This window comes from Burkholderia catarinensis, from assembly GCF_001883705.2.
GTDB lineage: Bacteria > Pseudomonadota > Gammaproteobacteria > Burkholderiales > Burkholderiaceae > Burkholderia > Burkholderia catarinensis.
Map to the genome: position 1 here is coordinate 227,586 of NZ_MDEQ02000012.1, position 23,768 is coordinate 251,353.

Genomic DNA, 23,768 nt, shown 5'->3' on the forward strand with positions numbered 1-23,768 from the left:
GATGGCGCGGTCAATGGCGAAGCGACGGACAGCGCGGCCGGCGCGGCGCGTCGGCGCGGCATTCGCGCTGACGGTCGCGCTGGCGTGCGCGGCGGCCGGCATGGCCGCTCGCGCGCAGGCCGCGGGGGCCGACGCGGCGGGCGCGGGATGCAGCGCGGCGTGGCCGCGCTGGGACGCGTTCAAGCGCGATTTCATCTCGGCCGACGGCCGCGTGATCGACGTCGGCTCGGCCGATTCGCGCACGGTGTCGGAGGGGCAGGCGTATGGGCTTTTCTTTGCGCTGGTCGCGAACGACCGGCGCATGTTCGACACGATCCTCGCATGGACCGAGAACAACCTCGCGCAGGGCGACCTGAGCGCGCATCTGCCGGCGTGGCTGTGGGGCCGTGCGCCCGACGGCGCGTGGCGCGTGCTCGACGCGAACGCGGCGTCGGATGCCGACCTGTGGATCGCGTATGCGCTCGTCGAAGCCGGGCGGCTGTGGCACGAGCGCAGCTACACGGCGCGCGGCGCGCTGCTCGCGAAGCGCGTGCTCGACGACGAGACGGCGACCGTGCCGGGCCTCGGTCTCACGTTGTTGCCGGGGCCGACGGGGTTCAAGCTGGCCAACGGCCAGTGGCGCGTGAATCCGAGCTATTCGCCGCCGCAGGTGATCCGCGCGCTCGGCGCGCGCCTGCCCGACGACCGGCGCTGGGCCGCGCTGGCATCCAGCACCGGGCGCGTGCTGCTCGACACGGCGCCGAAGGGCTTCTCGCCCGACTGGGCGCTGTATCGCGCGGGCACGGGTTTCGGGCCCGATTCGGAGACCCGTGCGGAGAGCGCGTACAACGCGATTCGCGTGTACCTGTGGGCCGGCATGCTCGACCGCGCCGATCCGCTCGCCGCCCCGTTGCTCGCGCGGTTCGCGCCGTTTGCCGACACTATCGCCGCGCATGGCGCGCCGCCGGAGAAGGTCGATACGACGACGGGCGTCGCGGGGCCGAACGACGGCAACGGCGGATTCTCGGCGGCGGCCGTGCCGTTCCTCGACGCGCGCGGCCAGCGCGAACTCGCGGACGCGCAGGCGGCCCGCGTCGAGTCGCTCGCGCGCCAGTCGGCGCCCGGCTACTACACGAGCGTGCTGACGCTGTTCGGCCTCGGCTGGCGCGACGGACGCTACCGGTTCGGCGCGGACGGCACGCTCGACGCACGCTGGGGAGGCCGTTCGTGCGCCGCCCGCTGAAGCGCGCCGTGCCGCACGTCGCGGGATTCGCGTGGCTCGCGTCGTCGGTGTGCGCGGCAGCGCCGGGCGCCGCATCCGGCGCGACGATGCCGAATACCGCGACGCCGGCGGCATCCGCTTCCGCCGATGCGCAGCGCCAGCTCGAGACCGCGCGGTTGTGGGGCGTCAAGCATCGCGATGACCTCGCGCGCGATGCGCTGCGCAAGGGGCTGCTGATCGCGCCGGGCGACGCCGAACTGCTGGCCGAACAGGTCCGCGTGCTGCTGCGGCTCGGCGACGCGAAAGGCGCACAGGCCGCGCTCGCGCGCCTGCAGGCGCAGTCGCCGAATGCGCCCGCCACGCGGCGGGTGGCCGACGAATACCGCGTCGCGACGAGCGGGCGCGGCGAGATGGCGCAGATCCGCCTGCTCGCGCGCAGCGGCCGCGCCGACGAGGCGGCCCGGCGGATCGTCGCGCTGTTTCCGAACGGCGCGCCGTCGGGCGCGCTCGGCGCCGAGTATTACCAGATCGTGTCGAATGCGCCGGGCGGGCGCGAGCCGGCGATCGCCGCGCTGCGCCGCGCGGTCGCGGCCGATCCGCAGGACACGAGCGCGTCGATCGCGCTGGCGCGGCTGCTGAACCAGCGCGCCGACACGCGGCCGGAGGCGAGCCGGATCGCAGGGGCGCTCGCGAAGCGCGCCGATGCCGACCATACGGAGGCGATGGCGCTGTGGCGGCGCGTGCTGCAGTCGGCCGGCAACGATCCCGCGTATCTCGATGCGCTGCATGCGTATCTCGCGCTCGTGCCGGACGACACCGAATTCCTCGACCGCGTCGCGGCACTGGACCGTCAGCGCGACGCGCAGCGCCGGCTCGAACGCGATCCCGACTACATCGCGCAGCAGCGCGGCCTGCGTGCGCTCGCGCGCGGCGACCTGGCCGGCGCCGATCCGCTGCTCGCGCGCGCCGCGCGTGCGCGTGCGGACGACGCCGACGCGATCGGCGGGCTTGGCCTGCTGCGCCTGCGCGAAGGGCGGCACGACGAAGCGCGCGCGCTGTTCGCGCGGGCCGCGACGCTCGCGACCGACCAGCGCGGCAAATGGCAGGGCCTCGCGCGCACCGCGCAGTTCTGGGGGCTGCTCGCGCAAGGCCGCACGGCGGCTGCCGCGGGACGCCCGCAGGACGCCGAGCGCGCGGCGCGTGCGGCGCTCGCGATGCAGCCGGACAGCCCGGACGCGAAGCTGCAACTCGCCGATGCGTTGCTCGCGCAGCGCGACTGGGCGCGCGCGGAGCCGTTGCTGCGCGAGTTGCTGGCCGCGCGTTCGCCGAACCTGTCGGCCGTGCGCGGCACGGCCACGCTGTATGAAAACACCGCCCGCGCGGACCGGATCGGCCCGCTGCTCGACGCGCTGCAAGAGCGCGTGACGGGCCGCGACGATCGCCGCGCGCTCGACGGCCTGCGTGCCGACCTGCTCGCGAACCAGGCGCGCGCGCTCGCGGACAAGGGCGAACGCGGGCCCGCCGCGCAACGCTACGAGGCGGCCGTGCGCGCGGCGCCCGATGCGCCGTGGACGCGCTTCGCGCTCGCGCGCCTCTATCGCGACATGGGGCTGCCGCAGCTCGGCCGCACGGTGATGGACGACGGGCTCGCGCAGAGCGATACGCCCGAGATGCGCTACGCGACCGCGCTGTACCGCAATTCGCTCGACGATGTCGCGGGCGCGCGGGACGCGCTCGCGAGCGTCGACGATGCGCACCGTTCGGACGGGATGCGCGCGCTCGCGCGCAAGCTCGACGCCGAAGGCGCGCTGGCCGACGCACGCGGCTCGCTCGGGCGCGGCGACCACGCGGCATTCGACGCATCGCTCGCGCATGCGCAGGCGAGCGCGCCGGACGATCCCGACATGCTCGCCGCGATCGGCGCGCAGTGGATCGACGCGGGCGAACCCGATCGCGGTCTCGCGCCGTTGCACGACTGGATCGCCGCGCATCCGGGCGAAGCCGATGCGGATGTGCGGCTGCGCTACGGCGACCTGCTCGGCAGCGCGGGGCGCGACGACGCGCTCGCCGCGTGGCTCGACGCGCTGCGCCGCGAACCGTCGCTGACGCCCGCGCAGACGGCGAGGATCGAGGACCAGTCGCTGCGGCTCGTGCTGCGGCAGACGGACGATGCGATCGCGCGGCAGGACTATGCGCAGGCGCGCACGCTGCTCGATCGCGTGAGCCCGGCCGGCCGCGCGGACAAGCGCCATGCGCTCGAACTGGCCGATCTCGAGCGCGCGCAAGGCCATTACGGCGCGGCGCGCGACGCACTTGCGCCGGTCGTCGCGCGCACGCCTGATGATGCGGATACGCAGCTCGCGCTCGCGCGGATCGACGAGGACAGCGGCAACCGGGCCGCCGCGCTCGCGCGGGTGCAGGCCGTACTCGCGCGCACGCCGGACGACGACGTCGACACGCAACTGTCGGCCGTGCGCCGCCTGAACGCGCTGCGCCGCCCGGACGAGGCCGCGCAGGTGACCGACCGGCTGCACGCCGCGTACCCGGCGCGTCCGGACGTGACGGTCGCGGCCGGGCGCGTGGCCGAGGCACAGGGCCGCTATGGCGATGCGGCGTCGTTGTACCGGCTGTCGCAGTCGCAGGAACGCACGACAGGCGTGAGCCCGGGCCGCGACGGCCTGACGCCCGCGCAGGCCGCGTTCGCGGATCTCCAGCAGCGGCGTAATCCCGAGATCGAGACCGGCTGGACGCCTGCCTACAAGTCGGGCGACGAAGGCATCTCGTCGTATCGCGCGCAGCAGGTGCCGGTCTACATGCAGATGCCGATCCGCTACGACGGGCACGTGTTCGCGCAGATCGACACCGTGCATCTCGACCCGGGCACGCTCGACACGAGCGACCCGAACGCGTATTCGCTCAAGACGTTCGGCACCTACGCGGCGCTCAGGGCGCAGAACGCGCTGACGCCTGCATCGATCGCGAATCCGCCGGGTTCGCTGCACCAGACGGCCACGGGCGTCGCGCTCGGCGCCGGCTATCTGTCGGACGCCTGGCGCTTCGATTTCGGCACGTCGCCGCTCGGTTTTCCGGTGCATTACCTCGTCGGCGGCGTGCGCTATCGCTTCGACGCGGGGCCGGCCAGTTTCTCGGTGAACGCGTCGCGGCGGCCGGAAACGAGCAGCGTGCTGTCTTACTCGGGGATGCGCGACCCGTGGACGGGCGCGGTCTGGGGCGGCGTGCGCCGCGACGGCGTGAACCTGCGCGCGTCGGTCGACGTCGGCCGCACGAACCTGTTCGCGGAACTCGGTGCGGGCGTGCTGTCCGGCCGCAACGTCGAACGCAACGCGGAAGTCACGCTGCGCACGGGCTTCACGGTGCCCGTGTACGAGCGCGCGACGATGAAGGTCAGCACCGGGCTCGTCGGCAATGCGTGGCACTACGCGCAGAACCTGCGCTACTACACGTACGGGCAGGGCGGTTACTACAGCCCGCAGCGCTACCTGTCGCTCGGCGTGCCGATCGAATGGGCGGGGCGGCACGATGCGCTGTCGTGGGACCTGACCGTCACGGGCGGGATCTCGAACAGCTACGAGAAGGATTCGCTGTTTTACCCGACGTTCTCGGACCAGCGGGCCGCGCAGGTGGCGGCCGGGTTCGTGTACGCGGGCAGCTCGACGCGCGGCGTGTCGTTCTCGTATGGCATCAACGGGATCGTCGAGTACCGCGTGAACCCGCACCTGAGCGTCGGCGCGCAGCTGCACGTCGACCGGTCGCACGACTACGCGCCGAGTTCGGCGCTCGTGTACCTGCGCTATGCGTTCGACGCGCGTGCGCAACGCAGCTGGCTCGTCACGCCGACGCCGGTTCGGCTTTATTCGGATTACTAGGGTCTGTTTCCATATGGAACACACATGCGAATGCCCGAAATCGCTCGTAGGGCAAGAAGTGAGGAGCGCCGTTTGGCCGCGCCAAACAAGCGACGAGCGACGCCGCCATACGGGCGATTTCGGGCATTCCCGTGGAATGAATTTTTTAATTAGGGGTTGCCACGAGAACGGCCGCTCGCCGCGTTGCGCTCCTTGCGAATACGTCAGTATTCGCGGCGTCACGCGCCTCGCGAGCGGCTGTTCTCGTGGCAACGCATGTGCGTTCCATATGGAAACAGACCCTAGGGGAACGTCGTGAATACGGAAATCGATGCCACCCGTCCCGTGCTCGGCGCCGCCGGCCTGCTGGGCCGCCTGCGTGCGTTGCTGCGCTCGGGGCCGGCCGGCGGCCGTGTTGGCACGGTGAGCCGGCTCGCGATCGACGGCTTGCCCGATACCTGGACGCAGCTGCAAGCCGGCGGCCTGTACGCGATCTACGCGGCAGGCGGTACGCCGGCCTGCGATGCGCTCGTGTGGGAGAGCGCGCGACAGGCGCGCACGCGCGACGTGACGGTCGTGCTCGCGCGCGACGCGGTGCACGTCGCCGAGCAGATGCAGGCGCGCGGCTTCGCGGGCGGTGCGCAGCCGGCCGGCTGGCCGCGCAACCTGAACGTGCTGGCGATGCCGGCGGCGGCCGAACCGGCCGGCGGCGACGGCGGCGCGACCGACGACGCATCGCGTCGCGCGGCGCCGGGCCCGTTCGCACGGCTGACCGGCGGCTTGCGCGCGCTGAAGCGCTACGGTTTTCGCGCACGTTCGCTGTATTTCGTCGAAGGCGCGCAGCGCTGGCTCAGCTGGGACGACACGACCGCGCTCGCCGATGAGGCACACGCACTCGCCGACTGGTGCCGTACGCACCGGATCGCACTCGTGCTGCTGCTCGACCCCGAAGCGGCCCGTGCGGGCGCCGACCCGCGCACCGACGATGCGCCGCTCGTGCGCGATGCGAATCGCGCGCCGCGCAGCGGTTTCCACGGCGTCTGCTCGGGCGTCGCGCAGTTGCAGCGCACGCACGGCGAGCTGCTGTGGGTCGTCGATTTCTGGCGCGCGGGCGATACGCTCGCGGCCGGCGAGGTGCGGCCGCTGCGTTTTGCGCCGGGCGGCCGTCTGTCGGCGAGCGTCGATGACGGCGCGACCGAGCCCGCGCGGCGGATGAAGCTCGCGAGCGACGAGGATCGCGTCGTCGTCAGCCGCGCGGTGCTCGACGGCGCGAACCGCGTGCCCGGCGACTGGGAAATCGTCGACGACAACGCGGCCGTCGTCGCGGCCTGCGCGCGTGCCCAGGCCGCGACCGCGGTGCTGGTGTTCCGCTCGCATGCGCAGCTCGAAGCGTTGTGCGCGGATGTGCACGCGCTGCGCCGGCAATGCGGCGGCGCGCTGAAGATCGCGGTCGTCGAGCGCGGCGAAGTGCTGCGCCAGCAGTTCGAGATGCTCGTGCTGAGCGTCGGCGCGAACCGCGTCGTCGCGCGCGACCTGCCGGTGTCGCGGATGCAGGCCGCCGTGCACGCGCTGCGCGGCCAGCTCTATGCGCGGCCCGTCGCGGCCGACTATCGCGCGGCGCTCGCGGCCGCGCTCGGCGATTCGGTGCTCGGCTATCTGCCGGTCGGCGCATTCTGCCTGCGGATTCGCGCGGTGCTCGATCGCGGCGCCGTGCTCGCGCTGCCGCACACGCTCGCGAAGATCGCGCTGCTGCCGGGCGTGTCGCACGTCGACGCGCTGCGGCATTGCCGGCCGCGCCGCGCGGGCGACGTCGTGACGGCCGATGCCGGGCACCTGTACGTGTTCCTGTTCGCGTGCGAACCGGTCGACGCGGAGGACGCGCTCGCGCGCATCTTCGACGTGCCGGTCGACACGCTGTCCGACCGTGTCGTGTGCCTCGGACACGGCAGCATCGACACCGAGCTCGATGCGCTGAAGGCCGAGAACCGGCGCGCGCCGATCGCCGACTACAGCGATTTGTTTGCGGCCACGCAGCCGGCGGGCGCCATGCGCACACCGCCCGCGCGCGCCGGTCTCGGCGAGGCGTTGCCCGACGCGAGCGAAGTGAGCGGGGCGATCGATGCGATCGATACGATCGTCGCGCTCGATGCGATCGGTGCGGCGCCGTCGGCCGAGGCCGTCGACGCATCGGCGCCGGAACCCGTCGTTCCTGCCGCGCGCAAGCGCGGCGCCGTCCGCAGCGCGATGCCGCTGCGCAAGGAGGGGGTCACATGATCGCCGAACTCGTCATCGGTTTCATCGTCGGCATCGCGATCGCGGTGCCCGTGTGGATCGTCGCGCAGCACCTCGGCATCGGCCGCGGTTTTCATGCGCCGCGCGGGATCGACCGGCGCGACGCGGTGCCGTGCGAGCTCGTGCCGGTCGCGCTGCGCGGCCGGCTGCTGCCCGATGCGGAGCGCAGCGAGCGTGGTGGCGAGGCGACCCGATGAAGACGATCGCCATTACGTCGACGACCGGCGGCGCGGGCCGCACGACACTCACGGCCGCGCTCGCGGTGCTGCTCGCGCGCCGCGGCCGGCCGGCCGTCGCCGTCGAATTCGATGCGCAGAACCTGATGGGCGCGACGCTCGGCCTCGACACGCTGGCCGAACACGGCCTCGCGCAGAGCATGCTCGGCGGCGCCGAGCCGTGGCACGCGCATACGTGGCGCAGTGCCGACGGCGTGCTGTTCGTGCCGTACGGGCAGGTCGATGCGGCCGGCGCCGCCGCGTGCGATGCGCGGCTCGCGGCCGATCCCGCATGGCTGTCGCGCGCGCTCGACGAGATCGCGCTGCCCGCCGACGGCGTCGTGCTGGTCGACACCGCGCGCTATCCGTCGCCGCAGGCCGAGCAGGCGATTCGCCGCGCGGACCTGACGCTCGTCGTCGTCCCGCCCGAGCCGACCGCGTGCGCGACGACGGCCGCGCGGCTCGACGCGCTCCGGGCCGGCGGCGGCGAACTGCAGATCGTCGTGAACCGGCTGAATCCGGCGCGCGACATGCAGCGCGACGCGCTCGCGATGCTGCGCGCGGTCGCGGGGCCGGCGTCGATGCTCGAACAACGGATCCACGTCGACGCGGCCGTGCCCGAAGCGCTCGCGCGCGGCAGCTGGATCTTCGACGACGCGCCGTATTCGCAGGCGTCGCACGACCTGAACGGCGTCGCGAACTGGGTCGATGCGTGGCTGGCGGCGGCCGCGGCCGGCCGCACCGGAGCCACGCGATGAAGGCGGCCCTCGCGCCGCGACTGTGCGCACTCGGCCGCCGCGCGGCCGACTGGTTCGCGCGCGGCATCGGGCTGCCGGCGCAACGCACGCGGGTCGACTGGTTCGTGCGGCTGTTCTTCCACGTGCCGCCGCCGGGCCGGCCCGATCACGTGCGCCGCTGGGTGCGCGTCGTGTTCCTGCGGCTCGCGCACGAGTGGGGCGTGCTGCAGCCGCTCAGCCCGCGCGAATGGCTGTGGCGCTCGATCGTGCGCGCGCCGCGCGCGGCCGACGGCCGGCCCGCGCGCGATCCGCTCGCGTGGTTCGACACGTTCGTCGTGCCCGTCTACGTGGCCGGGCGCGCGGTCGGACGGCGCATCGACGCGCTGCTCGAGCGCCTGCCGTGGGTGCGCTGGGGCGGCTGGCTCGATGCGCGCGCGAACGGCGTCGGCCGGCGCCGCTGGCTCGCGCCGCTGCTGCTCGTGGTCGGCGCGCTGCTGTGGGCCGCGGCCGGGATGTCGCCGCTGATGCCCGGCGCGCAGTTCGCGTTCTTCGCGATCGTCGCGGTGCTGGCGCTCGCGCTGCGCCGCCTGCCGGGCCACCTGCCGACGCTCGCGCTCGCGTCGCTCGCGCTGCTCGCGACGGTGCGCTACGTGTGGTGGCGCACGACGCAGACGCTCGACTTCCGCGGCCCGGTCGAGGCGGCCGCCGGCTACCTGCTGTACGGCGCGGAAGCCTATACGTGGATGATCCTGCTGCTCGGCTTCGTGCAGACCGCGTGGCCGCTCGACCGGCCGATCGTGCCGCTGCCCGACGATCCCGACACCTGGCCGACGGTCGACATCTACATCCCGACCTACAACGAACCGCTGTCGGTCGTGAAGCCGACGGTATTCGCCGCGCAGAGCATCGACTGGCCGACGGCAAAGCTGCGCGTCTACCTGCTCGACGACGGCCGGCGCCCCGAGTTCGCGGCGTTCGCGGCCGAGGCCGGCATCGACTACCTGACGCGCGACGACAACCGCCACGCGAAGGCCGGCAACATCAACCGTGCGCTGCCGAAAACGCACGGCGAATACATCGCGATCTTCGACTGCGATCACGTGCCGACGCGCTCGTTCCTGCAGACGACGATGGGCGTGTTCCTGCGCGACCCGAAGTGCGCGCTCGTGCAGACGCCGCACCATTTCTTCTCGCCCGATCCGTTCGAGCGCAACCTCGGCACGTTCCGCGAGATCCCGAACGAGGGCAACCTGTTCTACGGCCTCGTGCAGTCGGGCAACGACCTGTGGAACGCGACGTTCTTCTGCGGCTCGTGCGCGGTGCTCAAGCGCAGCGCGCTGGAGGAGGTGGGCGGCGTCGCGGTCGAGACCGTGACCGAGGACGCGCACACGGCGCTCAAGCTGCACCGGCGCGGCTATACGTCGGCGTACCTGCCGACCGTGCAGGCGGCCGGCCTCGCGACCGAGAGCCTCGCGGGCCACGTGAAGCAGCGCACGCGCTGGGCGCGCGGGATGGCGCAGATCTTCCGCATCGACAACCCGTTCCTCGGGCGCGGGCTCGGCTTCATCCAGCGGATCTGCTACGGCAACGCGATGCTGCACTTCTTCTACGGGATTCCGCGGCTGGTGTTCCTGACGATTCCGCTCGCGTACCTGTTCTTCCACCTGTACTTCATCAACGCGTCGGCGCTCGCGCTCGCGAGCTACGTGATCCCGTATCTCGTGCTCGCGAACGTCGCGAACTCGCGGATGCAGGGGCGCTACCGCCATTCGTTCTGGGCCGAGGTCTATGAATCGGTGCTCGCGTGGTACATCGCGCTGCCGACCACCGTCGCGTTCTTCAGCCCGAAGCATGGCAAGTTCAACGTGACCGACAAGGGCGGCAAGATCGACGAAGGCTACGTCGACTGGTCGACGTCGAAGCCGTATCTCGTGCTGTTCGCGCTGAACGTGCTCGCGATCGCCGCCGGGCTGTGGCGGCTCGTGGCCGATCAGGGCGACGAGGCGTCGACGATCCTGATCACGCTCGGCTGGACCGTGTACAACCTCGCGATGCTCGGCGCGGCGCTGGCCGTTGCGCGCGAGACCAAGCAGGTGCGGGTCACGCACCGGATCGCGATGCGCGTGCCGGCCATGCTGCTGCTCGCCGACGGGTCGACGGCCGCGTGCTTCACCAGCGACTACTCGACCGGCGGCCTCGGCCTCGAAGCGGTGCCGGGGCTGCCGCTCGCCGTCGGCGACACGCTCACTGTGTGCGTGACGCGCGGCGACCGGCCGTTCCCGTTCCCGGTGCGCGTGAGCCGCGTGACGCCGACCCATGTCGGCGTGAGCTTCGAGGAACTGACGCTCGAACAGGAGCGCCAGCTCGTGCAATGCACGTTCGGCCGCGCGGATGCGTGGCTCGACTGGCACGAAGGCGTGCGCGTCGACACGCCGCTCGGCGGGCTGAAGGAAGTGCTGCGCATCGGCGTGAACGGCTATGTACGGATGTGGAAGGGTGCGGCGCGCGGCTTGCAGACGATGCTGGCGCCGAAACTCGATCGGGCGCGCGACTGACGCGGCGCTCATCATGGAGTGGATTAGATGACGTTCTGGAATCTGTATTTCATCCTAAAGTTCGCGCTGTTCGCGACCGGGCACCTGCAGCCGATGTGGCTGGCGAACCTCGCGTTCGCGGTGGCGCTCGCGGCGAGCGCGCCGATCCGGCGGCGCACCTGGCGCATCGTCCGGCAGGTCGCGGCGATCGCGATCGCGGTGCCGCTGCTCGCACACGAGATGCATGCGCCGCCGCTCGCCCGTCTCGTCGAGGCCGCGCGCGAAGTGAGCACGTTCCGTCTCGACTACTGGATGGAACTGCTGCCGCGCCTGCTGCCGCCCGTGCTGGTGCTGACGGTGGCCGGCGCGCTGATCGTCTATTTCATCGTCAACCGCTGGCTGCGCGTCGCGACGTTCGTGCTGGCCGCGCTGGTCGTGATGCCGCTGTGGCAGGCCGGCAGCGGCCTGATGGCGCGCGTCGTCGCGCCGGCCGCGCAGCAGCAGGCGAACACGACGGGCGCCGCGCGCGCCGACCAGCCCGAGGACCACAACGCCGCGCTCGCGACGTTCCGCGCGCAGGAGTCGCAGCGGCAGGTCGCGTTCGGCCATCTCGGCAACGATCCGGCCGCGCAGTTCGACGTGATCGTGCTGCACATCTGCTCGCTGTCGTGGGACGATCTCGATGCCGCGAAGGTGCGCAACCATCCGATGCTGAACCACTTCGACTACCTGTTCACGAACTTCAGCACGGCTGCGAGCTACAGCGGCCCGGCGGCGATCCGCGTGCTGCGCGCGAGCTGCGGGCAGGAAGCGCACGCCGACCTGTACAAGCCCGCGCCGCAGCAGTGCTACCTGTTCTCGCAACTGGCGAGCGCGGGCTACTCGGTGCAGTCGCTGCTGAACCACGACGGCCACTTCGACAACTTCCTGCAGGTGATTCACGACAACATCGGCGTGGCCGACGCGCCGATGATCTCGAACGCGGCCGCGCCGGTGGCGATGCATGCATTCGACGGCTCGGGGATCAAGGACGACTACGCGACGCTCTCGAACTGGTACGCGCAGCGCGCGTCGGTGCCGGGCCCCGTCGCGCTGTACTACAACACGATCAGCCTGCATGACGGCAACCGCGTCGTCGGCAGTTCGCTGACGAGCATCGACTCGTATCCGCAGCGCGCGACGAAGCTGATGAGCGATTTCGACCGTCTCGCCGACCTGATCGCGCAATCGGGCCGCCGCGCTGTGATCGTGTTCGTGCCCGAGCACGGTGCCGCGCTGCGCGGCGACAAGAACCAGGTCGCGGGGCTGCGCGAGATTCCGGCGCCGCGCATCGTGCACGGGCCGGTCGGCGTGCGGCTCGTCGGCTTTGCCGGCAACCATGGCGCGGCGACCGTGATCGAGCAGCCGGCCAGCTTCCTCGCGCTCGCGCAGTTGTTGTCGAACCTCGTGTCGAACAGCCCGTTCAAGCCGGGCGCGACGCTCGCGCAATACGCGGCCGACCTGCCGCGCACGCGGATGGTCGGCGAGAACGAGGGCACGGTGACGATGCAGACGGCCGCGGGCTACGCAGTGAAAACTCCGGATGGCGTATGGATCGACGAACAGTAATCCTTCCCGGCGAAGGCGATGACGATCGCCTGTCGCAGCCGAACGACGTGCTCGGCCTCGCGCGGCACCTGCCCGCGCTCGATCCCGAACGTTACGTCGACGAACAGGCGCGCCGCGCGTTCATCGAGTCGCTCGATCGCTGGCCGACGCTTGCGAAGCTGATGGGATTGAAGCGGTAAACGAACCACGGCCGGCGCGGGCGCCGGCCGTCGTCGGTGTGCCGGGCGAACTCGCTTAGTGCGCCTTGCGTTCCGGCTGGCGCGTCCAAGTCTCCTCTTCGCCCGGCACCTTGCCGAAAGTTTGATCGGCCCACGCCGCGCGGGCCGCGTCGATCTTCGCGCGTTCGCTCGATACGAAATTCCATTCGATGAAACGCTCGCCCGGCAGGTGTGCACCGCCGAGCAGCATCACGCGAGCGCCGTTCGCACTCGCGAGCGCCACGGTCGCGCCGGGTTCGAGCACGGCCATCGTCGCGGGGGCGAGCGGCGTGCCGTCGATGGCGAGATCGCCGTCGACGAGATACACGCCGCGTTCGTCGTGCTCCGCATCGAGCGCGAGCTGCCCGCCCGGCGCGAATTCCGCATAGGCATAAAGCGTCGGCGAGAACACGGCGACCGGCGACGCGAGCCCGAACGCGGTGCCCGCGATCACGCGCACGCTCGCGCCGTTGCGCGTGAACGACGGCAGCGTGTCGGCCGGATGGTGAACGAACTCGGGCTCGGCATCTTCATGCTCGACCGGCAGTGCGACCCAGGTCTGGATTCCGTGGACCGGCTGCTCGCGCGGCCGGTCCTCGTCGGGCGAGCGCTCCGAATGCACGATGCCGCGCCCGGCCGTCATCCAGTTCACGTCGCCCGGCACGATCTTCTGCCGGAAGCCGAGGCTGTCGTGATGCATCAGCGAGCCGTCGAACAGGTAGGTGACGGTCGCGAGCCCGATGTGCGGGTGCGGCAGCACGTCGATGCCGCGGCCGGCCGGCAACACGGCGGGCCCCATCTCGTCGAAGAAGATGAACGGGCCGACGAGGCGCGCGGCGCGCGCGGGCAGCACGCGGCGCACGACGAGGTTGCCGATGTCGCTTTCGCGCGGCGTGAGCAGGGTCTTGATCGAGGCGGACATGGTGGGGATCTCGTGGTCGGGGGCGTGCGTATCAGGCGATCGCCGTGTCGATCGTGATCGGATGCGTGAGGATCTTGTGCACCGGGCATGCGTTCGCGATCTGCAGCAACCGCTCGCGCTGCTCGCCGGACAGGTCGCCTTCGAGCGTGATGCGGCGCACGATCGTGCTGCCCGCATTGCCCGATTCGTGCGCGAGCTTCACGTGCACTTCGGCGAGCGGCCAGCCCTTGCGCTGCGCATACATCTTCAGCGTGATCGCGGTGCACGCGCCGAGGCTCGAAAGCAGCAGCGCGACGGGCGTCGGCGCAGCATCGCCGCCGCCGAGCGACGCCGGTTCGTCGGCGCGCCACTGGTGGACGCCATCGCTGAAGTGGACGAGATAATCGACGGAGCCGATGCTCGCTTCGACAGACAGTTCGCTCATTGCAGTTCCAGGTGGGGAAGGGGGCGGGCCGGCGGCCGGGCCGGACGTTACGGTTCGAGCAGGCGCTGCAGCCGCAGCTCTTCGAAGTCGAGTTCGGATTCTATGCGGTGCAGCACCGCGTCGTCGACCTTGCCGTCGCGATGCAGGTCGAGCAGCGTGCTGCGCGATATGCCGACGAGTTCGAGTTCGACGCGCAGCATGCGTGCGCGTACGTTGGCCGGTTCGGCGCCGTGGCGATGCGCACTTTCGTTGAAAGCGACACGGTTCCGGTATTCGGCGAGCAGGCGATCGAGCGACGGGCGCTCGAGGCTCGACCCGCGCTGCTCGAGCGCGTCGAGTTCGGCGAGCGCCGCGCCGAACGTCCGCGCGCGCACCGCATGTTCGGACATCGTGTGCCGCGCGGCCGGCCGCAGCTTCAGCACGCGGATCAGCGGCGCGAGCGTGCCGCCCTGCACGACCAGTGTCGCGATGATCAGCAGGAACGTGCTGAACAGGATCAGGTCGCGGCCCGGGAAGTCGCTCGGCAGCGCGATCGCCGCCGCGAGGCTCACGACGCCGCGCATGCCCGACCACCCGAGCACGACGGCCTCGCGCCACGACCACGGCGCGTGGCCCGCGCGTGGCGCGCGCAGGCGGCCCGGCAGCCACATCGCGACGAACACCCATACGACGCGCGCGGCGATCGCGGCGGCGGTGGCGGGCAGCGCGACCCGCAGGCCGGCCATCAGCACCGCGCCTTCGTGGTTCACGCGCGCGAGGATCGCGTGCAGCGCGAGACCGATCAGGATGAACACGAGCGCGTCGAGCACGAATACGATCGCTTCCCACGTCGCCTTCGCCTTGATCCGCAGGTCGGCGTCGAACACGCGGTGCTGGCGCACGCCGAGCACGAGGCCGCAGGTCACGACCGACAGCACGCCCGAGCCGCCGACGGCTTCCGCGATTCCGTAGCTGCCCCACGCCATCGCGAAGGTCACGACGATGCCGAGCATCGGATCGCGCAGGCGCGGCAGCACCCAGCACATCGCATGGCCGCACGCGAGGCCGACCGCGATGCCGATCAGCGTGAGCGAGAAGAACAGGCCGGTGGCGCCCGTCGCCGTGATCGACACGGCGAGCGCGGCCGATACGGCCATCTGGTACAGCAGCAGGCCCGACGCATCGTTGACGAGGCTTTCGCCTTCGAGCACCGCGACGAGCCGCGCGGGCAGCGGGTGGCGCTGCAGGATCGCCTTCGCGGCGACCGCGTCGGGCGGCGACACGATCGCGCCGAGCGTGAAGCACGCGGCCCACGGCAGCGCCGGGTTCGCCGCATGCACGGCGACGGCGACCGCGACGGTCGTGAACGCCACCGCGCCGAGCGCGAGCGACGCGATCGACGCGAGTTCCTGCCGGAATTGCTTCCACGCGGTGTAGAACCCGCTCGACATCAGCAGCGGCGGCAGCACGGCCGCGAGCAGCAGCGCCGGGTCCATGTCGGGCACGCGCTTGCCGGCGACCGCGACCACGCAGCCGCCGAGCAGCAGCACGACGGCCGGCGGAATCGAGATCCGTTCGGCGAGCCACGTCAGCGCGCCCGCGCCGCAGATCAACAGCAGCAGGTAATGGAACAGCTCGACGTTGGTCATGCGCGGCCGGTGGTGACGTGTTGCATCACGACGGCTTGCGGTCGTTTGCCGCACCGCCCGGCAGCGCGCCGAACATGTGCTGGCTGCACTGCGCGTCGCGCCATGCCGTGTTCAGCCGATGGCCCGACAGCATCCGGCGCGCGACGGGCAGGATCTGTTCGCCGGCCAGCATGCCGAGCAGGCCGGTGAGCGCGATGATCGGCGGCGCCGGCGAATTCACGCCGAGCGTGCCGTAGATGACGCCGGCAAGGATGCCGGCGAGCAGCGACAGGAGATACGGTTTCATGGTGAGGTCCCGTGATGGCTGACGAGCGGCGCGGGGCGCGCCGTCAAGGTCTTGAGAGCGTATCGGGTTTACATGAAGAAAAAAAGAGCGGGCAGCCCGGAACAGGCGCCGATTCCGGAATCGGATCGATTCCGTTTCTTGGGTGTTCGCGCCGCGCGTTTGCGGTTTAAATATTTCGAGCCGGATGACGATCCGGCGTCGATGCACCCGAGGCTCCTCCCGTTTTCACGGTCGAGGCAGGCACCCCTTTTTTCGTTCACAGGACCCCTTGCGCCATGAGCAATCCGAAACTTGAAGTACTGACGCCGCAGAACAGCCAGCTGATCTTCATCGACCAGCAGCCGCAGATGGCTTTCGGCGTGCAGTCGATCGATCGCCAGACGCTGAAGAACAACGTCGTCGGGCTCGCGAAGGCCGCGAAGGCGTTCAACGTGCCCACCACGATCACGACGGTCGAGACCGAAAGCTTTTCCGGCCACACGTTCCCCGAACTGCTCGACGTGTTCCCGAACCAGCCGCTGCTCGAACGCACGTCGATGAATTCGTGGGACGACCAGAAGGTGCGCGACGCGCTCGCCGCGAACGGTCGCAAGAAGGTGGTCGTCGCGGGCCTGTGGACCGAGGTCTGCAACACGACGTTCGCGTTGTGCGCGATGCTCGAAGGCGACTACGAGATCTACATGGTGGCCGACGCATCGGGCGGCACGTCGAAGGACGCGCACGACTTCGCGATGCAGCGGATGGTGCAGGCCGGCGTGGTGCCCGTCACGTGGCAGCAGGTCGTGCTCGAGTGGCAGCGCGACTGGGCGCGCCGCGATACGTACGACGCGGTGATGGCGATCGCGAAGGAGCACTCGGGCGCGTACGGGATGGGTGTCGACTACGCGTACACGATGGTCCACAAGGCCGCGCAGCGTACCGCGACGCCGCACGAATCGCTCGCGCCGGTGCCGGCGAAGTAACGGGCCGCCGGCCGCGATCGTCGCGATGGATGCGGCGATCGCCTGCCATCGGCCGTGTCGGTTTCAGGCTGCGGGCAATGCCCACGGCGCGTGCGCGAAGTGCTCCGCGAGGAAGTCGAGCAGCACCGTCACGCGCGCTGCGCGCAGCATGCCGGGCGGCGTGACGAGGTTCACGTTGACGTCCGCGATCTTCCAGTCGCTCATCACTTCCTCGAGCTCGCCGCGCTGCAGCGCGTCCCACACGAGGAACTCGGGCTGCAGCGCAAGACCGTGACCGGCGACGAGCGCGGGGAGGATCACGTCCGCGTTGTTGGTGCGGATGCGCCCGTGTACGGATACGCCGACTTCTTCGCCCGAGGCCGTGTGGCGGAAGCGCCAGTGCTCGGGCGTCGGCAGGTTCGTGTAGGTGAGGCACACGTGCTGCTCGATGTCGCGCGGATGCGTGGGGCGGCCGCGCCGGTCGAGGTATGCGGGCGCCGCGACGAGCGGCCGGCGCACCGCGCACAGCCGGCGCGAGCGCAGCGACGAATCGCTCAGCTCGGCGATGCGGATCGCGACGTCGAAGCCGCCGGACACGATGTCGACAATGTGATCCGTGAGCACGAGGTCGATATCGACGCGCGGATAGCGCTCGAGAAACGTGGGCAGCACCGGCGACAGATGGTGCAGCCCGAACGACATCGGCGCATTCACGCGCACGAGACCGTGCGGTTCGAGCGCTTGCGCGGATGCTTCGCTCTCGATCAGTTCGGCGTCGGCGAGCAGGCGGATCGCGCGGTCGCGCAGCAGTTCGCCGGTCGGCGTGAGCGACAGCTTGCGCGACGTGCGGTACAGCAGCATCGCGCCGAGGCGCTTTTCGAGGCGCGCGATCGCTTTCGACACGGTCGGCTGCGACACGCCGAGCAGGTCGGCGGCTTTCGCGAACGAACCGGTCTCCGCGACGCGCGCAAAGATGGCCCAGGCTTCGAGATCAGGAAGGTGTTGCATGGTCGGAAGGAATGGCAGGGAAGTGAAGCGGATACGACGCACCGCGAAGGCGGGCGCGATGCAGTTGATTCTAATCCGGCCGGAGAGAAAAATCGTTATGGAATCTTACTTAATTTCGTTGGGCGCCGGCGTGTTGATCGGCGTCGTGTACAGCGTGATCAAGGTGCGCTCGCCTGCACCGCCGCTGATCGCGCTGGTTGGCCTGGCCGGCATGCTGATCGGCGCACAGGCCATCGCGCCGGTCCGTCACTGGCTCGGCTTCTGACCACATCGAGGACACTTCATGAGCGCAACCGATACTCAACCCGATCTCATCCTGCACAACGGGCGCATCACGACGCTCGATCGTGCGAACCCCGTCGCGACGGCCGTCGCGATCAAGGACGGCCGCTTCGTGGCGGTCGGCGCCAATGCGGACATCGTGCCGCTCGCGGGCCGCGCGACGAAGGTCGTCGATCTCGACGGCCGCACCGTGCTGCCGGGCCTGATCGACAACCATACGCACGTGATTCGCGGCGGCCTGAACTACAACATGGAGCTGCGCTGGGACGGCGTGCGTTCGCTCGCCGTCGCGATGGAGATGCTCAGGCAGCAGGTCGCGATCACGCCCGCGCCGCAGTGGGTGCGCGTGGTCGGCGGCTTCACCGAACACCAGTTCGCCGAGAAGCGCTTGCCGACGATCGACGAGCTCAACGCGGTGGCGCCCGATACGCCCGTGTTCATCCTGCACCTGTACGATCGCGCGTTGCTGAACGCGGCCGCGCTGCGGGTGGTCGGCTACACGAAGGACACGCCCGAGCCGCCGGGCGGCACCATCCTGCGCGACGCCGCGGGCAACCCGACCGGCCTGCTGCTCGCGAACCCGAACGCGACGATTCTTTACGCGACGCTCGCGAAGGGCCCGAAGCTGCCGTTCGACTACCAGTACAACTCGACGCGCCACTTCATGCGCGAGCTGAACCGGCTCGGCGTGACGGGCGTGATCGATGCGGGCGGCGGTTCGCAGAATTATCCCGACGATTACGAAGTGATCCGCAAGCTGCACGACGCGGGCGAGATGACGATCCGCATCGCGTACAACCTGTTCACGCAGAAGCCGAATGCCGAGAAGGAAGACTTCGTGAACTGGACGAAGAGCGTCAAGTACCACGATGGCACCGACTACTTCCGCAACAACGGCGCGGGAGAAATGCTGGTGTTCTCGGCGGCCGATTTCGAGGATTTCCGCGTCGCGCGTCCCGATCTGCCGGCGCAGATGGAGGACGATCTCGAAGGCGTCGTGCGCGTGCTCGCGCAGAACCGCTGGCCGTGGCGCATGCACGCGACCTATGACGAAACGATCAGCCGCGCGCTCGACGTGTTCGAGAAGGTGAACCAGGACATTCCGCTTGAAGGGCTGAACTGGTTCTTCGACCATGCGGAAACGATTTCCGAGCAATCGATGGACCGCATCGCCGCACTGGGCGGCGGCATCGCGGTGCAGCACCGGATGGCGTACCAGGGCGAATACTTCGTCGAGCGCTACGGCGCGCAGGCGGCCGAGGCGACGCCGCCGGTGGCGAAGATGCTCGACAAGGGGCTCAAGGTGTCGGCCGGCACCGACGCGACGCGCGTCGCGTCGTACAACCCGTGGGTGTCGCTCGCGTGGCTCGTGACGGGCAAGACGGTCGGCGGCCTGCGGATGTATCCGCAACGCAACCTGCTCGATCGCGAGACCGCGCTGCGCATGTGGACCGAGTACGTGACGTGGTTCTCGAACGAGGAGGGGAAGAAAGGGCGTATCGCGGTCGGGCAGCTCGCCGACCTGATGGTCCCGGATCGCGATTTCTTCTCCTGCGCGGAGGACGATATCGTCGACACGTCCGCGTTGCTGACGGTAGTCGGCGGCCGGATCGTGTGGGGCGCGGGGCCGTTCGCGTCGCACGACGCGCCGATCCCGCCGGCGATGCCGGACTGGTCGCCCGTGCGGGCATACGGCGGTTACGGCGGCTGGGGCGCGACGCAGCGCGACGGTGCACCGCTGCAGCGTGCAGCAGCGGCCGCCGCCGCGTGCGGCTGTTCGAACGCGTGCAACATGCACGGCCATGCCCATGCGAGTGCCTGGGGCCGTGCGTTGCCGACGTCGGACGCGAAGGGCTTCTGGGGTGCGTTCGGCTGTTCGTGCTGGGCGGTCTGACATGGCGGCCCCGACCAACTCCGGCGGCGTCGGCAACCCGGCATGGGTCCGCGCGCTGCTGGCGCAGCCGTGGGTCCTGCCGCTCGTGCGTCTGGCGCTGGTGTCCGCGTACCTGATCGGCGGCGTCGCAAAGGCGCTGGACTTCGATGGCGCGGTCGCGGAGCAGGTGCATTTCGGCCTGCATCCGGCCGCACTGTGGGCGGCGCTGGCGATCGCGGTCGAGATCGCCGGCTCGCTGTGCGTGGTGTTCAACCGATTCACGTGGCTCGGCGCCGGCAGCCTCGGTATGCTGACGCTGGTCGCGATGGCGGTGGCCAACGATTTCTGGAACCTCACGGGTGCCGAACATTTCATGGCGCTCAACAGCTTTTTCGAGCATCTCGGGCTGATCGCGGCACTCGCGCTCGCGACCGTGCTCGCCGATGCGAAGCGCGCGGACGGCGACGGCCGCGCGTGACCGGTTACCCCCTTCGATGACACAACAAGGACACCTGATCATGAAAACCATTCGTTCCGCACTGCTTGCGCTGACGATCGCGGCCGGCTGCGTCGCGGCGCCCGCGTCGTTCGCGAAACCGCCGGTCCCGGCGACGCCGGTGCCGGTGCTGGCCGTCGGGCCGCAATACGACACGACGCACGTGTGCGTGGCGCCGGAGGATTTCGACCGCTTCACCGACAGCTTCGTCGCGACGTTCGGCGGCAAGAAGTCGAAGCAGGGCGTGTTCCAGGTCACGCCGACGCCGAGCCAGACGATGTCGCAACTCGTGCTCACGCCGGTCGGCACGGTCTCGGTGTTCGGCTTCAAGACGCCGGTTCCGTATCCGTTCTGCACGGAGCGCACCGGCTATCTCGTCACCGACATGGACGCGGCGGTCAAGACGGCGCGCGAGCACGGCGCCGACGTGATCGTCGACACGTTCCCCGATCCGATCGGCCGCGACGTGGTGATCGCATGGACGGGCGGCGTGAGGATGCAGCTCTACTGGCACACCGAGGCGCCGCATTACGACGCGCTGCAGACGGTTCCGGAAAACCGCGTGTACGTGTCGCCGCAAAGCGTGCGCAAGATGGTGCACGACTTCGTGAAGTTCTCGAACGGCAAGGTGGTGTCTGATGATGCGAAGGCGCCCGGCGTCGAGATCGGCCGGCCGAACGACACCTATCGCCGCATCCGCATCGTGTCGGGCTTCGGCAAGATGACCGTGTTGGTGACGGATGGCCACTTGCCGTATCCGTACGGGCACGAGATGACGGGCTATGAAGTCGCCGACCTCGCCGCGACGCTCGAGAAGGCGAAGGCGGCAGGCGTGAGCGTGCTGGTGCCGCCGTACACGGCGGACGGCCGCGACGCGGCGCTCGTGCAGTTCCCGGGCGGCTACGTTGCCGAGATCCACGCGAGCGCGGCGCGATGAAGCACGAGGACACGATCCTTGCCGCGGTGGCCGGCTTCGTCGACACGCTGAGCTTCGTCGCGCTGTTCGGGTTGTTCACCGCGCACGTGACGGGCAACTTCGTGCTGATCGGCGCGGGCATCGCGGGCTTCGGCCAGGGTGTCGTGCTGAAGCTCAGCGTGTTTCCGGCGTTCGTATGCGGCGTGATCGTGAGCAGCCTGATCGCGCGGTCGATGTCCGCGCGGCCCGCATGGCAGGGCACGCGCGCGCTGCATGCGGTGCAGGCCGTGCTGCTGCTCGGCTTTTGCGCGGCCGGCGTGTGGGCGACGCCCGTCACGCAGCCCGACAGCCTGCCGGCGCTCGTGGCCGGCATCGTCGGCACGTTCGCGATGGGCGTGCAGAACGCGCATCCGCGCGTGATCCCGCGCGCCGGCGTGCCGAACACGGTGATGACCGGCAACGTCACGCAGGCGATCCTCGATGTCGTCGACATGCTGTCCGCCGGCACGGCCGAAAGCGCGCGTACGGCGGCGCGGGCCCGCTTCGGCAAGATGCTGCCGGCGATCGTCGCGTTCGCGCTCGGTGCGGCGTGCGGTGCGCTCGGGTTCCGTTACGTCGGATTCCTGGCGCTGCTCGTGCCGGTTGGCGCGCTCGCCACGCTTGCGCTGTGTGCGGCGCAACCGGCCGGCACCACCACGCAGGAGCATGCATGATCGTGCGGGAAGGCAGGGTGGGTCGCGGCTGCGCGGGACGCGCGGGCCGCGTTGACGAACGCAGCCGTGAATGGATGGCTGCCATGAGAAAACGGGGTATCGCAGCCATGCGGGGCTACCGGCTCGACCGCGCGGCCCGTGCGTCGGTCGTCGCGGGGCTGCTGTTCGCGGGCGCCGATGCGGCGTTCGCGGAAGCGGCGACCACGACCACGGCACCCGCACCGGCTGCGGACGGCACTGCATCGACGTGCACGGCCAAGCGGCCGACCGTGCTGTTCAATCGCTGGCAGGAGGACTGGTCGGTGCTCGCGAATCCGTGCGTGCCGCGCGCGCCGCTCGACGGGTTGAAATACATTCCGCTCGGCAACGATCCGGCATCCTATCTGTCGCTCGGCGTGAACCTGCGCGAGCGCCTCGAGACCAACGACGCGCCGCTGTTCGGCATCGGTTCCGCGCAATCGGATACGTACCTGATTCAGCGAGTCGAAGTGCATGCCGATGCGCATCTCGGCCAGCACTGGCAGTTCTTCGCGCAATTGCAGGACGCACGCGCGTTCGGCAAGAACACGATCTCGCCGGTCGACAGGAACCCGCTTGATCTCGAGCAGGCGTTCGCAACCTACACGGGTGCGCTTGGCGGTGGCACGTTCAAGTTCCGTGTCGGCCGGCAGGAGATGGCATTCGATCTGCAGCGCTTCATCGCCGCGCGCGACGGCCCGAACGTGCGGCAGGCGTTCGATGGGGTGTGGGCCGATTACGAATACGGGAAGTGGCGCTTCATCGGCTATGCGACCCAGCCCGTGCAGAACCGCACCGTGTCCGCGTTCGACGATGTGTCGAACCGCGACCTCACGTTCAGCGGCGTGCGCTTCGAGCGGCAGTCGGTCGGGCCGGGCGACCTGTCCGGCTACTGGTCGCGCTACAACCGCACCAACGCGCGCTTTCTCGATGCGAGCGGTCCCGAGCATCGGGACGTGTGGGACTTGCGCTACTCGGGCACGCAGGGTCGTTTCGACTGGGATCTCGAGACGATGCTGCAGACCGGGACGGTGGGCAACAACACGATCGGCGCGTGGGCCGTCGGCTCGATCGCGGGCTACAAGCTCGACATGCCGTGGTCGCCACGCGTTGCGCTGCAGGTCGATGCGGCGTCGGGCGACCGGCATCCGCACGACGGCCGTGTCGGCACCTTTAATCCGCTGTTTCCGAACGGCTATTACTTCACGCTCGCGGGCTACACAGGGTATTCGAACCTGATCCATGTGAAGCCTTCGGTGACGCTGAAGCCGTCGGCGAACCTGTCGCTGCTCGGCGCGCTGGGTTTCCAATGGCGGGAGACGACCGGCGATGCGGTCTACCAGCAGGGCAACGCGGTCGTGCCGGGCACGGCCGGCAAGGGCGGGTTGTGGACGGGGATGTACGTGCAGCTGCGTGCGGACTGGACGATCGCCGCGAACCTGATCGGCGCGGTCGAGGCCGTGCACTTCCAGGTCGGCGACGCGATCCGGCAGGCGGGCGGGCACAACGCCGACTATGTCGGCGTCGAGCTCAAGTACGGCTGGTGACGAAAGGGCGCGGCGACGCGCATCCATGAAAAAGGGCGGCCTCGGCCGCCCTTCGTTCGTCGGG

General features: G+C 70.2%; 20 protein-coding genes. 15 read left to right on the forward strand and 5 right to left on the reverse strand.

Features of this window, described 5'->3' with window-relative positions; translation table 11 throughout:
- Position 1: 1 nt before the first annotated feature.
- The 8 genes from bcsZ to BFF94_RS21035 all read left to right on the forward strand — a co-directional run bounded on the left by bcsZ (position 2) and on the right by BFF94_RS21035 (position 12,632).
- Positions 2 to 1,222 (forward strand): cellulose synthase complex periplasmic endoglucanase BcsZ, encoded by a 1,221-nt coding sequence (bcsZ, locus tag BFF94_RS21000; protein WP_219139772.1) that lies wholly within the window; start codon positions 2 to 4, stop codon positions 1,220 to 1,222.
- Positions 1,207 to 5,088: a cellulose synthase subunit BcsC-related outer membrane protein gene (locus BFF94_RS21005; RefSeq protein WP_219139773.1), complete on the forward strand. Its 3,882-nt coding sequence runs from the start codon at positions 1,207 to 1,209 to the stop codon at positions 5,086 to 5,088. The genes bcsZ and BFF94_RS21005 overlap by 16 nt, the downstream gene beginning before the upstream one ends.
- 294 nt (positions 5,089 to 5,382) lie before the next feature.
- On the forward strand, positions 5,383 to 7,341 hold the full coding sequence (gene bcsE, locus BFF94_RS21010) for a cellulose biosynthesis protein BcsE (protein ID WP_219139774.1): 1,959 nt from the start codon (positions 5,383 to 5,385) through the stop codon (positions 7,339 to 7,341).
- Complete coding sequence (locus BFF94_RS21015; protein ID WP_219139775.1) at positions 7,338 to 7,556, forward strand: hypothetical protein; 219 nt, start codon at positions 7,338 to 7,340, stop codon at positions 7,554 to 7,556. Before bcsE ends, BFF94_RS21015 begins: the two co-directional genes overlap by 4 nt.
- On the forward strand, positions 7,553 to 8,332 hold the full coding sequence (gene bcsQ / locus BFF94_RS21020) for a cellulose biosynthesis protein BcsQ (RefSeq protein ID WP_219139776.1): 780 nt from the start codon (positions 7,553 to 7,555) through the stop codon (positions 8,330 to 8,332). The genes BFF94_RS21015 and bcsQ overlap by 4 nt, the downstream gene beginning before the upstream one ends.
- The gene (gene bcsA / locus BFF94_RS21025; RefSeq protein WP_219139777.1) at positions 8,329 to 10,866 is read left to right on the forward strand and encodes a UDP-forming cellulose synthase catalytic subunit; all 2,538 of its coding nucleotides are present in this window, start codon (positions 8,329 to 8,331) and stop codon (positions 10,864 to 10,866) included. Before bcsQ ends, bcsA begins: the two co-directional genes overlap by 4 nt.
- A gap of 27 nt (positions 10,867 to 10,893) precedes the next feature.
- Positions 10,894 to 12,453, forward strand: coding sequence for a cellulose biosynthesis protein BcsG (gene bcsG, locus BFF94_RS21030; protein WP_219139778.1), 1,560 nt, complete (start codon positions 10,894 to 10,896; stop codon positions 12,451 to 12,453).
- Complete coding sequence (locus tag BFF94_RS21035) at positions 12,435 to 12,632, forward strand: hypothetical protein (protein ID WP_065500252.1); 198 nt, start codon at positions 12,435 to 12,437, stop codon at positions 12,630 to 12,632. The genes bcsG and BFF94_RS21035 overlap by 19 nt, the downstream gene beginning before the upstream one ends.
- A 55-nt stretch (positions 12,633 to 12,687) precedes the next feature.
- Here BFF94_RS21035 and BFF94_RS21040 read toward each other — a convergent pair whose 3' ends face one another.
- The 4 genes from BFF94_RS21040 to BFF94_RS21055 are packed head-to-tail and all read right to left on the reverse strand — an operon-like array spanning position 12,688 to position 15,910.
- Complete coding sequence (locus tag BFF94_RS21040) at positions 12,688 to 13,572, reverse strand: pirin family protein (RefSeq protein ID WP_128842343.1); 885 nt, start codon at positions 13,570 to 13,572, stop codon at positions 12,688 to 12,690.
- Positions 13,573 to 13,603: 31 nt separating this feature from the next.
- Positions 13,604 to 13,996: an OsmC family protein gene (locus BFF94_RS21045; protein ID WP_128842344.1), complete on the reverse strand. Its 393-nt coding sequence runs from the start codon at positions 13,994 to 13,996 to the stop codon at positions 13,604 to 13,606.
- Between the two features lie 47 nt (positions 13,997 to 14,043).
- Positions 14,044 to 15,624 (reverse strand): cation:proton antiporter, encoded by a 1,581-nt coding sequence (locus BFF94_RS21050; protein ID WP_219139779.1) that lies wholly within the window; start codon positions 15,622 to 15,624, stop codon positions 14,044 to 14,046.
- Between the two features lie 25 nt (positions 15,625 to 15,649).
- On the reverse strand, positions 15,650 to 15,910 hold the full coding sequence (locus BFF94_RS21055) for a XapX domain-containing protein (RefSeq protein ID WP_128842345.1): 261 nt from the start codon (positions 15,908 to 15,910) through the stop codon (positions 15,650 to 15,652).
- A gap of 275 nt (positions 15,911 to 16,185) precedes the next feature.
- Here BFF94_RS21055 and BFF94_RS21060 point away from each other — a divergent pair, with 275 nt between their 5' ends.
- Positions 16,186 to 16,872, forward strand: coding sequence for a hydrolase (locus BFF94_RS21060; protein ID WP_128842346.1), 687 nt, complete (start codon positions 16,186 to 16,188; stop codon positions 16,870 to 16,872).
- 63 nt (positions 16,873 to 16,935) lie between these two features.
- On the opposite strand, the gene BFF94_RS21065 is transcribed toward BFF94_RS21060, so the two are convergent.
- Positions 16,936 to 17,859 (reverse strand): LysR family transcriptional regulator, encoded by a 924-nt coding sequence (locus BFF94_RS21065; protein WP_128842347.1) that lies wholly within the window; start codon positions 17,857 to 17,859, stop codon positions 16,936 to 16,938.
- Between the two features lie 97 nt (positions 17,860 to 17,956).
- On the opposite strand from BFF94_RS21065, the gene BFF94_RS21070 reads away from it, so the two are divergent.
- From BFF94_RS21070 to BFF94_RS21095, 6 genes are all read left to right on the forward strand, one after another.
- Positions 17,957 to 18,124 (forward strand): DUF1427 family protein, encoded by a 168-nt coding sequence (locus BFF94_RS21070; protein ID WP_128842354.1) that lies wholly within the window; start codon positions 17,957 to 17,959, stop codon positions 18,122 to 18,124.
- An 18-nt stretch (positions 18,125 to 18,142) separates the two neighbouring features.
- On the forward strand, positions 18,143 to 20,035 hold the full coding sequence (locus BFF94_RS21075; protein ID WP_128842348.1) for an amidohydrolase: 1,893 nt from the start codon (positions 18,143 to 18,145) through the stop codon (positions 20,033 to 20,035).
- Position 20,036: 1 nt separating this feature from the next.
- Positions 20,037 to 20,492 (forward strand): DoxX family protein, encoded by a 456-nt coding sequence (locus BFF94_RS21080; protein ID WP_128842349.1) that lies wholly within the window; start codon positions 20,037 to 20,039, stop codon positions 20,490 to 20,492.
- 40 nt (positions 20,493 to 20,532) lie between these two features.
- The gene (locus BFF94_RS21085) at positions 20,533 to 21,447 is read left to right on the forward strand and encodes a VOC family protein (RefSeq protein ID WP_128842350.1); all 915 of its coding nucleotides are present in this window, start codon (positions 20,533 to 20,535) and stop codon (positions 21,445 to 21,447) included.
- Positions 21,444 to 22,139: a YoaK family protein gene (locus BFF94_RS21090; RefSeq protein ID WP_219139780.1), complete on the forward strand. Its 696-nt coding sequence runs from the start codon at positions 21,444 to 21,446 to the stop codon at positions 22,137 to 22,139. Before BFF94_RS21085 ends, BFF94_RS21090 begins: the two co-directional genes overlap by 4 nt.
- A gap of 83 nt (positions 22,140 to 22,222) precedes the next feature.
- The gene (locus tag BFF94_RS21095) at positions 22,223 to 23,704 is read left to right on the forward strand and encodes an alginate export family protein (RefSeq protein WP_128842352.1); all 1,482 of its coding nucleotides are present in this window, start codon (positions 22,223 to 22,225) and stop codon (positions 23,702 to 23,704) included.
- The last annotated feature ends 64 nt before the right edge of the window (positions 23,705 to 23,768 follow it).